The organism is Paenibacillus sp. 7523-1 (assembly GCF_002276415.1).
GTDB lineage: Bacteria > Bacillota > Bacilli > Paenibacillales > Paenibacillaceae > Paenibacillus > Paenibacillus illinoisensis_A.
The window spans coordinates 439678-452838 of record NZ_NPBR01000010.1 but is presented as its reverse complement, the minus strand read 5'-3'; the positions used below and the strand labels follow the sequence as shown (position 1 = coordinate 452838).

Genomic DNA, 13161 nt, shown 5'->3' with positions numbered 1-13161 from the left:
ACATCGTTCTCGAATGCCCCTCGGCTGGAAGAAAATTCGTTTCCGAATGAAGAGCGGATTGCAGAGGCTGCGTTTGCGTAATATGCCGCTGCGCTATCAGCTGATGCTGCTCTTTTTGCTCTTTGCGATCGTTCCTTCAGTGGGACTCGGACTGCTGGTGAACTGGACTGTGGAAAAGATTGTTGAAAGACAGGTTGAGGGACACACGATGCAGCTGATCGGCAAAGTCAATGAAGCACTTGACAGCAAGATGGAGAATTTGCAAAACATGACCTATCTGATCGCGTTTGACCCGGATATCCGTGCGTTCATGGAAGGGAAAACGGAGTTTGACGGTCATACAGGAGCAGCCGTATCCAGTGGCGATTCGAACCAGTCCACAGATCAGGATCAACTGTATGGGATCAAGCAGTTTTTGCAGGGATTCACGACATTGTATCCGGAGATAGCAGGAATTGTCCTCGTGAATGGAAATGGAGACTACATTAGCAACGAGATGTACCCGAAAACCAATCAGAGCCTGGTTCAGGAGGAATGGTACCAAGGTGCATCCCGGAATGCCGGCATTTTTACGGTTCTGGGTCAACCGAGACAGCGTAACATCACGACACATGTTCGGTATAAGGATAGTGAAATTGTGTCTGTTGCACGTTCCATCACGGATGAAACATCAGGACGTGTGCTCGGTGTCATTATGATCGACCTGAAACTGCGTACCGTATCTCAGGCCGCCAGGGATGTGACGCTGGGGAAATCCGGATATGTGATGGTGACCGATGCAGAAGGGCGAAGTGTCTATATGCCGGACAACCCACTTGTTGAGCAGATTCCATCAGCCTGGTTCCCATCCGGGGATAGCGGAATATTTAACGCTGAAGCAGAGGGGAAGGAATTGTTGTTCATGTACCAGTCTTCCTCGTTCACAGGATGGAGAACTGTAGGGGTATTCCCGGCAAGGGAATCGATAGCTGAAGTCCGCCAGATTCAGTTTTACGTCGTCAGTTTTGTGTTCGTGGTCTGTCTCTTTGGTCTGAGCGCTTCCCTTCGGTTCTCCAGTTCCATCGCTCAACCGATTTTCCGGTTAATGTCTTATATGCGCAGGGCGGAAACGGGAAATCTCAGATCCGGCCGCTGGAGCGACCGGGCTGATGAAATCGGCATGCTGGGCAGAAGTTTTAACCGAATGCTGGCACAGATCAGGCAGCTCATGTCCCTTAATGAATTACGGGAGCGGCAAAAACGGGATGCTGAAATGCGAAGCCTGCAGGAGCATATTAAACCTCATTTTTTATATAACACCCTGGATACGATCCATTGGATGGCACAGAGGAAAGGTGTGGACGATGTATCCGAGATGGTAGGTGCCCTGTCCAGACTGTTTCGTATCGGGCTAAGCAAAGGCAATGATTTCATTCCCTTGCAATCCGAGGTGGAACATATATCCAGTTATCTGCAAATTCAGCAAACGCGGTATCGGAACCGACTTCAATGTGAGTTGGTGATTCCGGAGGAGCTGAAGGAGCTGTTCGTGCTTAAGCTGGTGCTGCAGCCTATTGTGGAAAATGCCATTTATCACGGGATTAAGGGCAGACGAGGTCCGGGTAAGATTCGAATTGAAGCCAAAGTACAAGATCATAAGCTGTATCTGACGGTACAGGATGATGGCGCCGGGATGTCCAGCGAGCGGCTGCACGAGATGGCGCAACTGCTCGGTACGCCCCTGGAAAGCATGGAAACACAGGAAGCCGGTCAGGGCGGCAAAAGCTATGGCATGCTGAATGTACAGGCACGCCTTCGGCTTTCTTTTGGAGAAGAATATGGGATCAGTTTGAATAGTCGGGAAGGTGAAGGGACTTGTGTGACCATCACTCAGCCGTTGATGAAAGAACTTCCACAAGCGTTGCAATTCGATACTGAAGGAAGGCGGGATAGTCAATGAAGGAAGCAATGATCCAAGCAGCTTGGACAGAACCAGAGACGGAGAGTACAGCAGCATCAGTGGCTGCAGCCCAGACATTGCAGTCGGCCCCGCGTTACCAAGTGCTGATCGCAGATGATGAACCGATTATTCGCGAAGGCATTCGGGATGCCATAGACTGGGAAGCGCTTGGCATGGAGGTTGCCTGTGAAGCGGAGGACGGCGAGGAAGCACTGGAGCTGGCTGTCCAGTTCGGTATTGATATCATTCTAGTGGATATGAACATGCCATTTCTGAACGGCATTGATCTGATCCGTCGCCTTCAGGACGAGTGTCCGGATTGCCGCTGCCTCATCATCTCCGGGCATGATGAATTCGCTTATGCCCAAGAGGCTGTGCGGCTTGGCGTGGAGGATTACATTCTTAAGCCGGTAGATGCAGAGCGGCTGCACACTGCACTTATGCGCCTGAAACAGCGGATGGATGAAGAACGCAGACGTACGGCCTACGTCAAGCAGGCTGCCGACCAGATCGAACGCAATATTCCGCTGCTGCGGCAGCGTTTTTGTCTGGAGTGGCTGGAAGGACGGGCGGAAGGAAAAGATCTGACAGAGCAGCTTGCCTTCCTGCGCCTGCCATCGGATCCGCCTGTGCAGATCGGGGTCGTCCGCTGGCCTGCGGCCGAAGCACGGCAGTCCCTTATGCGAGAGAATGATCGTCAATTGTTTCTTTTTGCCGTAGAAAATATTATCGGTGAGCTGCTGGGAGATCTTCCCCATGTCCTGTTCCGGGACCCGAATGGATTAATTGGCTTCTGTCTATGGCAGACAGCTCCTGAAGAACTGGATTGCACCATTGAACAACAAATTAGTACCTGTCTGAATATTGCTGTTCATGCTCATGTGGAGCAGAATACAGGTGCATTGGAGGAAGTCCCGAGTGCTTACCGGTTATGCCGTGAGCTTATCTATGGGGAAGCCCGCTTATCTCCGCTGGTGCGCAGAGCTCGGCAGATCATTCATGAAGGGTACGCGGATCGGGAATTGACACTGGAATCGCTCGCTTCGCGTCTGCAAGTCTCCTCGGTATATCTCAGCCGGGTGCTCAAGAAAGAGTTAAACGATACATTCGTAACCCTGGTCACACATGCCCGCATCCGCAAAGCAGTACAGCTGCTGGATTCAACGGCACTGCCTATCCACAGCATTGCAGAACGGGTCGGTTACGATACCCAGCACTATTTCAGCACGGCGTTCAAGAAAGTGATGGGCATTTCACCCGCACAGTATCGGAAGGATGGGGGCACAGGGCAGAGTGCCTCCGCAGACCGGGTGTAGCATCATTAGTATGACCAATACCACGGAGTTGCTCTGCTTCTTTCGGAGAAGCGGATCAGCTCTTTTTTTTGTCCAGTGATGAACGGGATTCAAGTCAAAGGATGCTGCAATCCTCCTGATTAGACAAAAGTTAAATTTTTATAAAAAAGGTTTAAAAGCTGCAAAGACCGTTCAAACCTCACAATGCTACGATGGGATCAGGCAAAAACAGAAGACAATAGAAGTTCATTTCAACATTGTAAGCGTTATCTTATAATTCATTCAGATGCGCATGATTTGAGGAAAGGGGAACTTGATATGAAAAAAGGAGCAGTGATGATCTGGCTTCTGGTGATGACCTTGATGTTATCGGCCTGCAATCTGGCTGAGAGCGGAACAGGCAGCAAGGAAAAAGGATATGTAGGTATCTCCATGCCAACGAAATCGTCCGAGCGCTGGGTCGGCGACGGAGAGAACATGGTCCGTCTTTTTCAGGAACAAGGGTATAAGACGGATCTGCAGTACGCTGAGGACGTGGTCGAAAATCAGATTTCACAGATTGAGAACATGATTACCAAGGGAGTGGATGTGATGGTCATTGCATCCGTGGATGGCAATACACTGACGGATGTAATCAAGAAGGCTCACGATGAGGGCATTCAAGTTATATCATACGACCGCCTGATCCGGAACACACCCTATCTCACGTATTATGCGACGTTCGACAACTTCAAGGTTGGGGTGCTGCAGGCTTCCTACATTGAGCAGAAGCTTGGCCTCAAGGAAGGCAAAGGACCATTCAACATCGAGCTGTTTGGCGGCTCACCCGATGACAACAATGCGTATTTCTTCTTCGACGGTGCAATGTCTGTACTGAAACCCTATATTGATTCCGGCAAGCTTGTGGTACGGAGCAACCAAACCACAATGGCACAGATTGCGACCTTGCGCTGGGATGGAGCACTCGCCCAGTCGAGGATGGATAACTTGCTAAGTGCCTATTACTCCGGAGATAACCTGGATGCAGTGTTGTCCCCGTACGACGGAATCAGCATCGGCATCATCTCGTCGCTGAAAGGTGTCGGATACGGATCAGAGAGTAAGCCTCTGCCTGTTATTACTGGGCAGGACGCGGAGCTGGCCTCCATCAAATCCATTGTTGCCGGTGAGCAGACACAGACGGTATTCAAGGATACACGCAAGCTCGCGGAGCAGACGGTAGAGATGGCCAATAGCATTTTACAAGGGAAACAAGCAGAAGTGAATGACGAAAAATCATATAACAACGGTATTAAAATAATTCCGGCCTATTTGCTGGATCCGATCTCCGTGGACCGGACCAATGTGGAGAAGGACATTGTCGGCACCAATTATTACACCAAAGAAGAAATCGGACTGAAATAATAATGGAAAGGAGCAAGTCCCATGACCGGAATCATATTGGAAATGAAGGGCATCACCAAAACCTTTCCTGGCGTCAAAGCACTGGAAAACGTCAATCTCAAGATCCGGGAAGGTGAAATTCATTCCCTGTGCGGTGAGAATGGTGCAGGTAAATCCACACTGATGAAAGTGCTTAGCGGTGTATATCCACATGGAACGTACGAAGGGGATATTTTGTTCCAAGGGAAAACATGCGAGTTCAAAAGCATCAAGCAGAGCGAGGATCTGGGAATCGTCATTATCCATCAGGAGCTCGCACTGATCCCTTACCTATCCATTGCCGAGAACATCTACCTGGGCAACGAGCGTGCCAGCAAAGGCATCATTGACTGGAAAGAAACATTGGTCGGCACACGTGAATTGCTCTCCAAAGTGGGCCTGAGCGAAAATCCGAATACCCTTGTATCCAACATCGGTGTAGGGAAGCAGCAGCTGGTTGAAATTGCAAAAGCACTCTCCAAAAAGGTTCGTCTGCTCATCCTGGATGAACCGACCGCAGCGCTGAATGAGGACGATAGTGAAAACCTGCTCCAATTAATGCTGGAGTTCAAGAAGCAGGGAATTGCGTGCATCCTGATTTCCCATAAGCTGAACGAGGTGTCCAAGGTATCGGATTCCGTCACGATATTGAGGGATGGCAAGACCATCGAGACGCTGGACATGAGGAAGGATAACGTCACCGAGGACCGGATTATCAGCGGTATGGTGGGCCGTGATCTGACAAGCCGCTATCCCGAGCGTCATGCGGATATTGGTAACGTCATTTTGGAAGTGAAGGACTGGACGGTTTATCACGAGCATCATGCTGATCGCAAAGTGCTGGACCGGGTCAACATGAACATTCGGCGTGGTGAAATCGTCGGCATAGCCGGTCTGATGGGTGCGGGACGTACAGAGCTGGCCATGAGCATATTTGGCAAATCCTATGGGCGCAACATATCGGGCCAGCTCATCAAGGATGGTCAACCGATTCAAAACAACAGTGTTACGGAGGCGATTCAGAATGGTTTTGCCTACGTGACAGAGGATCGGAAGGAATACGGGCTCATTCTTATGGATGATATCAAACGCAATATCTCACTGACCGGCCTGGGCAAGCTGACCAAAAACGCCGTTGTGAATGAACGTGAAGAAGTGCTGGTTGCCGAAGAGATGAAGAAAAGCATGAATATCAAGGCCCCAAGCATCCTTCAGAAAACTGGCAATCTGAGCGGGGGGAACCAGCAGAAAGTGGTGCTGAGCAAATGGATATTTGCCGGACCGGATATTCTCATTCTGGATGAACCGACCCGCGGAATCGATGTGGGCGCGAAATTCGAGATCTATACGATTATTCACCGGCTTGCTGCTGAGGGCAAGGGCGTGCTGGTCATCTCATCCGAGCTTCCTGAGGTTCTGGGCCTGTGTGACCGGATTTATGTCATGAATGCCGGGCGCATCACGGGTGAAGTCAGCCGCGAGGAAGCGACGCAGGAAACGTTGATGAGATATATGACGAAGTCTGGAGGCGAGAAGCATGGAAATGCTAACTAAACTGTTCAAAAACAATATACGCCAATACGGCATGATTATCGCACTGGTTGTTATTATGATATTGTTCGAGGTGCTGACTGGCGGACTCTTGCTGAAGCCGATCAATATTACGAATCTGATCCTGCAGAACAGCTATATCCTGGTGCTCGCCATCGGGATGGTACTGGTCATCATTACCGGACATATTGATCTGTCGGTTGGATCTGTTGCAGCCTTTGTCGGTGCAGTGGCGGCCATTATGATGGTTGATTGGCAGCTTCCAGCCTGGCTGGCGGTGATCGCTTCTTTGCTGGTGGGGGCGTTAATCGGGGCCTGGCAGGGCTTCTGGATCGCGTATGTGCGGATTCCGGCCTTTATCGTAACCCTTGCGGGCATGCTGCTCTTCCGCGGCTTGACGATGATTGTGCTGGAGGGCCAGTCCATCTCTCCTTTTCCGGGGGGATTCCAAAAGATAAGCTCCGGATTCCTGCCTGATATCCAATTCTCAGGTTTCGGTCTCATCTCGATCCTTGTAGGGATTGCACTTACAATCTGGTATATCGTAAATGAACTGCGGGAACGCCGCTCCCAGCGGAAATACGGATTCGCGGTAGTGTCGCAGGGACTTTTCCTGCTCAAACTAATTGTGGTGGCTGCGGTAACGAACCTGTTCACATTCGTACTCGCAAGTTACGCCGGAATTCCGAATATCCTGATCCTGCTGTTTGTGCTGATCGTCGTTTACTCCTTTGTCATGAACCGTACGGTAATGGGACGTCATGTGTACGCACTTGGTGGAAATGAAAAGGCCGCAGGACTATCCGGAGTCAAAACTAAAAAAGTAACGTTCTGGGTATTTGTAAACATGGGTGTGCTCGCTGCTGTATCCGGTCTCATCTTCGCTGCTCGTCTGAATGCGGCTACCCCAAGAGCGGGTACCAACTTCGAACTGGATGCAATTGCTGCCTGCTTTATCGGTGGAGCTTCAGCTTCCGGAGGTATTGGAACCGTGTTTGGAGCGATCATCGGCGGCTTGGTTATGGGGGTACTGAATAACGGGATGTCCCTCATTGGACTGGGCATTGACTGGCAGCAGGGAATTAAAGGTCTGGTGCTTCTGCTTGCCGTAGCCTTCGATATCTATAACAAAAATAAAAGATCGGCTTAGATTGATAGAAAAATAGATCATTTCAATCGATATCTTAAAGCTTGGATGTCACTTATGATTAGATGCAAAATGTTCATTCAATTGGAAAGACATAAACAGACCCGCTATCCTTCATAGTGGGTCTGTTTTCCGTATGTCAGGCACAGCCGTTTTTACATGAGTGCATCCAAAAACCGGGTTGCGATACCGAAGTAAATAAACAGCGACAATATATCGTTAAGCGTAGTGATCAAGGGTCCGGAGGCAACGGCGGGATCAACCTTGAAGCGACTTAACAATAGGGGGATACATGTACCTGTCAGTGTACCGATCACGAGTGTGAAGAAGAGTGACACGCCAATAATTGTGCCGAGCAGCCAGTCCCCCTGCCAGAAGTAGGCGATGACTGTAATCATGACTCCGCATACGAGTCCAATCAGGGTACCTACCTTGATTTCCCGGCCAATCAACGCCAGTACGGTGGATTTGTCAAGCTTGCGACCAATGAGACCGCGAACGACGACAGCCAGGGACTGTGTTCCCGTATTTCCGGTCATACCGGCGATCATGGGCATGAAAAATGCGAGAGCAACCACCTGATTCAGCGTATCCTCGAAGAAGTCCACAATGCTGCCTGAGATGAGTCCGATGAATAGTAACAGGATGAGCCAGGGGAGTCTGCGCTTGACCGCCACGAGTGGTTTGGTATCAAAATCAATATCCTTGCCGCCGCCACCCATCTTGGCCAAGTCTTCACTGGCTTCATGCATGATGATATCAATGACATCATCCATCTGAATGACCCCACAGAGTCTGTGGTTCTCATCAACGACGGGTAAGGCGATAAATTCATAACGCTGCAGCAGCTGCGCAGCTTCTTCCTGGTCCATGTCCACAGTCGCATAAATGACGCGCTTGGTCATCAGCTCTTCTACCCGGGTCTTGTCGCCCGCCTGAAGCAGGGATCGGTGACTGACCACTCCAACGAGTTTGCCTTCATCATCCGTAACGTACAGATAGCTCGCAGCCGGTATAGGAGGAGTGCCCTGGGATTCCCTTATCGCTTCCTTCGCAGTCTCATGCGCCAGAAGAGTGCGGTAACGGTCGGTCATGATCCGGCCAGCCGTCTCCGGCGGATAGTTCAGCACGGAGCGGATAATGGCAGAATGGTCGAGATGCATGTTCGACAACAGGTGTTCCCTGCGTTTGGCAGGCAAATCATGCAGGAACTTGATCAGATCACTCTTGTCCATCTGCTGCATGACCTCAAGCGTACGTTCCGGCCCTAGCTGTTCGAACAGTTTAATCTGGTCATGAAGCTTGAGCGATTCGGCCATATCGGCGAGAACATCTGGCTTGAACAGCAGCAGCAACCGCTTCGTTTCCTGTTCAGGAAACTTTTGGTAGATGAGCGTAAGATCGTAGGGATGAAGCTCTTTTATCGCTTTATAAAATTCGGGGAGGTCTTGGGTTTGTACATATTGAACCAGCAGCTCGGTAATTTCTTCGATTGAATTATTCTTAGGCGATTGAGGTCCGTTCTTGTTCATATCAAGACTCCTTTCTAGAGGCGGGGCTCCGTATTTTTAAACGCAATGCAAGCGAGGTAAACAGCAAATGGGATGAGTGAAGCATGAACTGCGCTATTGAAATCTTGCTCAACCATTCGGAACGGGCTTACAAATAGGCGCTGCGGAGATATACTGGTTGTACAAGTTGTACAAGTAACTGATGAGGAGGACTTGCACGAGTGGAAACAGAGATCAGAACACAGCTGCTCAGTCTGGCCGAACCGGAGTACCAAAAATTCTCGGCTGCATTGATTCCCAATATTACGAATCTGATGGGTGTTCGATTGCCTACGTTACGAAAGATGGCGAAAAAGCTCGCTGCAGGGGACTGGCGTGCGTACCTGAAGACGGCTGACGATGACTATTTCGAAGAAGTGATGCTGCAGGCTATGGTTATTGGTCATGTCCAGGCGGATCTGGATGAATGGCTGGAGCATGTCGCCGCTTTTGTTCCCAAGATTGATAACTGGTCGATATGTGACAGCTTCTGCGCCGGATTAAAATATACGAGGGCACATGCAGAATCCGTGTGGAATTTCCTGCAGCCTTATCTGAAGTCGGATCAGGAGTACGAGATACGTTTTGGCGTGGTCATGCTATTGAACTTTTATCTGGATGAGACATACATTGATCGGGTTCTGGTCTCATTGGATCAGATTAAACATGAAGCGTACTACGTCAAAATGGCGGTAGCATGGGCAATATCGATGGCCTATGTGAAGCAGCCGGAAGTGACGATGCAGTATTTGAAAAACAATACGCTCGATGATTTCACCTACAATAAAGCTCTGCAGAAAATAACGGAGTCCTATCGCGTGGATCCGGAGACCAAGCAGATGATTCGCAGTATGAAGCGGAAGACCAAGAGATCTGTTCGTGTTTAGCAGAGGAGTTTTATTTATATAGAAAGAAACGAAATGAAATACTCAATGGGAGGAGCGTGGACACATGCGAAAAAAGATCATATGGTCTGCCTTGGAGCTGGACGGACGTCCGTGGATGTTGATCGCTACGGAACTAGGGATCTGCCGTATTGTGATGCCGAATGAAACGTTAGAGGACTGGAGCAGCTGGATTGCCCGGATTGCCCCGGGAGCAGAGCTGGCAGAAGATGAACAAGCCATAAAGGGGACAGGCATGGTGGACTGGCTGCAAGCTTACTTTGCAGGGGAGCAAATTCGTTATACGGATGAGATTCCACTTGATCTGATTGGCACAGCATTCCAGCAGCAGGTGTGGAAGGAGCTGGGACGTGTCCCTTATGGTGAAGTTCGCACATACGGCGACATTGCGGCTGCAATCGGCAGACCTACGGCGGTTCGTGCAGTTGGGGCGGCGAACGGTGCGAATCCCATTCCCCTTCTATTACCATGTCACCGCATTATCGGTGCCAACCGCAAACTGACCGGATTCCGCGGAGGCTTGGAGTTGAAGCGCAGACTGCTAGACTTAGAGCGGATTGAAGGCGTGACTGATGGCGGGCATGAGAGGTTTCATTATTGAAGAGCAGTGGTTTTGTCGATGGATAGGGTGCAGGCACTTAGTTGTGCCTGTTTTTGCGTTCTCTGATTATCGTTCCGAGCGTCTGTGGAATAACTAGAACAAGTAGGAGGATCACCGTGTACGAACCCCAATGCACTTTTGAAAGGGACGTTCCGGTTACTGAATAGTACAGCATCATAAAAAGTGTGATTGCGATTGCACTTGCAAGGATATGAAGCCATTTGCGCATGTTGAGTGCACACCTTTCCGCTAGTCAGATCCAAACGATCCTCGTATGGAACACCAACGTTTTACATATTTTTGCCTCGTTCACCCCTATGGTACCATAGAGCACAGATGATCGATACCATGCACGGCACACTTCGTGAAAAGAGGGATGACATGTTAAATCAGGCATATTGGTTGACCAACGTAACGATGGAGCAAGGTTATGTTACGGAACAGGGCCAGGTAACGGGAACACAGACGAAGAAGGCCCATCTCCGGGTGGAGAACGGAATCATTACTGAGATTAAGGATGAGGGAGCGGAACTTCAGACGGATCTGCCTCAATATGATGGTAAAGGGCAGCTGCTGCTGCCATCGTTCGAAGAAGCACATATCCACCTAGATAAAACGTATTACGATGGACCTTGGCAAGCCGTAAGGCGCATATCCAGCATTTTCGAACGGATTGAAGAAGAGAAGGTGCTGCTGCCCAAGCTGCTGCCGGATGCGAAACGTCAAGCGGAGAGTATCCTGCACCTAATTCAGGGCTATGGGTCCACTCATGTACGCAGCCATTGCAACATTGAGCCCGTCAGTGGGTTGAAACGGCTTGAGGCCACCAGACAAGCACTGGAAACTTTCTCAGGCAAACTCTCCTCGGAGATTGTGGCATTTCCACAGCATGGGCTGCTTCGCTCCAATTCGGTGGAGTTAATGCGCCAAGCCATGCAAGAAGGGGCTACAATTGTGGGTGGACTTGATCCTCATACAGTGGACGAGCATATCGAGAAATCGCTCCATGCCATGGTAGATCTGGCTGTGCAGCATCAGGCGGGGATCGATATCCATCTGCATGATCGCAATGAGCCGGGCAAGCAAACGCTGCAGCGACTCACTGGCCTGACGGAAGAGGCAGGACTTCAAGGGAAGGTCACGGTGAGTCATGCGTTCTGGTTCGCTCAAGCGGAGCAGCAGGAGGCGGAGGATATGGCGAAGCGTATGGCCTCTCTCGGCATGAGCGTGGCTTCAACGGTACCCATCGGCAAAATGGTTATGCCCCTTCCGATGCTGCATCGCGTGGGGGTCAACGTGAAGCTGGCCACAGACAGCCTAACCGATCATTGGTCACCTTTTGGCAGTGGGGATCAACTGGAGAAAGCAGGGCGCTTCGCCGAATTGTATGGATACAATGATGAACGTTCGTTGTCCCAGTCTCTTGGATTCATCACGGGTGGAGTTACACCGCTGGATTCGGAAGGGAATCAAGTCTGGCCTAGAGTAGGCGATGCGGCGAGCTTTGTACTGGTTCAGGCAAGCTGCTCGGCGGAAGCCGTTGCCCGTAAATCTGCCCGGCAGGCGGTTTGGTACAAGGGGCAGATGGTGAGTGGAACTGTATAAGGGAAATGCAGAAATCATGTGAAGCCACGGGAAACCGTGGTTTTTTGCGATGTTAAAAGAAATTAGATTCTTTTGGAAAAGGAATTAATTATTCGCATATACCATGATTTGGGTTATGATGGATTTAGTTTTCCAGATGTATATGCATTGGATAAATTGTAGGAAAGGCTGGTGCCAGTATACATATGAATTATGGTAATACGATGATAAATGATTAAGGGGAGGCCCTCATGTCAGTAGAGAACATCACGCTTAGGTTGATAACGAAAGAAAACGAATTGGAATGCATTAACCTTAAACCACGGGATGAGCAAATGAACCTGGTCGCTACGAATTCGGACTCGCTCATTCATGCAATCAAGGAGACTACTTCCAAGCCATACGGAATCTATGCGGAGGATCAGATGGTGGGTTTCATTCTATTTGACAATGAAATCTATAGTGATGGGTATCACTGGATTTTGCGATTTATGATTGATGAGAGATACCAAGGAAGAGGCTATGCCAAACAAGCTATTAGAGAAGTGATTAACAAACTAAAAAGCAGAGCTGATTGTCAACAGATCAGAGTGTCTCATGTACCGCATAACGTTGTGGCCAACACGCTATATAAAGCTTCTGGATTCCTGGACACAGGCGAAGTTGAAGACAATGGAGACATTATATTGAGTTATCAGCTGAATTAATTATTTTTAGAACATAAGGAGCGTGAGCGTGATGATCAGAGAAGCAGAACCAAGAGATGCGCAGGCTATTGAACGTTTGTACAAAGAATTGTTGCCAAACAACTTGAATACAAAAGTGTTGGGAGAACGGATTGAGGAGATCCAAAATAATCCCAACAGTTTCTTGCTCGTGTGCGAAATTGATCAAAAGGTTATTGGTACAGCACACTTACATATTTGTCTGGATGCCCTGGTAGAGAATAGACCGTTTGGAGTAGTTGAACGAGTCATTGTTACGGAGCATGTCCAGAGCAAGGGATACGGTTCAGAACTGATGAAGGCTATCGAAAATATATGTATACAGAAAAATTGTTTGAAAATATTTCTAACCAGTGGAGCATCCAGAATCGAGGCACATCATTTTTATGAAAAACTAGGGTACGATGGAGGGTCAAGCAAAGCATTTAAGAAATACCTATAA

At 49.4% G+C, this 13161-nt stretch carries 11 protein-coding genes; 10 read left to right on the top strand and 1 reads right to left on the bottom strand.

Annotated elements, in window-relative coordinates; translation table 11 throughout:
• The first annotated feature begins 46 nt into the window (after window positions 1-46).
• From CHH60_RS14115 to mmsB, 5 genes are all read left to right on the top strand, one after another.
• On the top strand, window positions 47-1939 hold the full coding sequence (locus CHH60_RS14115) for a cache domain-containing sensor histidine kinase (RefSeq protein ID WP_255247927.1): 1893 nt from the start codon (window positions 47-49) through the stop codon (window positions 1937-1939).
• Window positions 1936-3255, top strand: a complete 1320-nt coding sequence (locus CHH60_RS14110) for a response regulator transcription factor (protein ID WP_426642777.1) — start codon at window positions 1936-1938, stop codon at window positions 3253-3255. Before CHH60_RS14115 ends, CHH60_RS14110 begins: the two co-directional genes overlap by 4 nt.
• Before the next feature lie 297 nt (window positions 3256-3552).
• Window positions 3553-4638 (top strand): multiple monosaccharide ABC transporter substrate-binding protein, encoded by a 1086-nt coding sequence (gene chvE / locus CHH60_RS14105; RefSeq protein ID WP_095359720.1) that lies wholly within the window; start codon window positions 3553-3555, stop codon window positions 4636-4638.
• A 21-nt stretch (window positions 4639-4659) separates the two neighbouring features.
• Window positions 4660-6210, top strand: a complete 1551-nt coding sequence (mmsA, locus tag CHH60_RS14100) for a multiple monosaccharide ABC transporter ATP-binding protein (protein ID WP_095359719.1) — start codon at window positions 4660-4662, stop codon at window positions 6208-6210.
• Window positions 6194-7357 carry a multiple monosaccharide ABC transporter permease gene (gene mmsB, locus CHH60_RS14095; RefSeq protein WP_095359718.1) on the top strand — a complete coding sequence of 388 codons (1164 nt, stop codon included), beginning with the start codon at window positions 6194-6196 and terminating at the stop codon, window positions 7355-7357. Before mmsA ends, mmsB begins: the two co-directional genes overlap by 17 nt.
• A 152-nt stretch (window positions 7358-7509) precedes the next feature.
• On the opposite strand, the gene mgtE is transcribed toward mmsB, so the two are convergent.
• The gene (gene mgtE, locus CHH60_RS14090; RefSeq protein ID WP_095359717.1) at window positions 7510-8886 is read right to left on the bottom strand and encodes a magnesium transporter; all 1377 of its coding nucleotides are present in this window, start codon (window positions 8884-8886) and stop codon (window positions 7510-7512) included.
• Between the two features lie 200 nt (window positions 8887-9086).
• On the opposite strand from mgtE, the gene CHH60_RS14085 reads away from it, so the two are divergent.
• From CHH60_RS14085 to CHH60_RS14065, 5 genes are all read left to right on the top strand, one after another.
• Complete coding sequence (locus tag CHH60_RS14085) at window positions 9087-9791, top strand: DNA alkylation repair protein (RefSeq protein WP_095359716.1); 705 nt, start codon at window positions 9087-9089, stop codon at window positions 9789-9791.
• A 64-nt stretch (window positions 9792-9855) separates the two neighbouring features.
• A complete protein-coding gene (locus CHH60_RS14080) occupies window positions 9856-10410 on the top strand; it encodes a methylated-DNA--[protein]-cysteine S-methyltransferase (RefSeq protein WP_095359715.1) in 555 nt (184 codons plus the stop codon).
• A gap of 381 nt (window positions 10411-10791) precedes the next feature.
• Window positions 10792-12015, top strand: coding sequence for an amidohydrolase family protein (locus tag CHH60_RS14075; RefSeq protein WP_095359714.1), 1224 nt, complete (start codon window positions 10792-10794; stop codon window positions 12013-12015).
• Window positions 12016-12245: 230 nt separating this feature from the next.
• Entirely contained in the window at window positions 12246-12701 is a 456-nt protein-coding gene (locus tag CHH60_RS14070; RefSeq protein ID WP_095359713.1) for a GNAT family N-acetyltransferase, read from the top strand.
• Between the two features lie 31 nt (window positions 12702-12732).
• Complete coding sequence (locus tag CHH60_RS14065) at window positions 12733-13161, top strand: GNAT family N-acetyltransferase (protein WP_176476065.1); 429 nt, start codon at window positions 12733-12735, stop codon at window positions 13159-13161.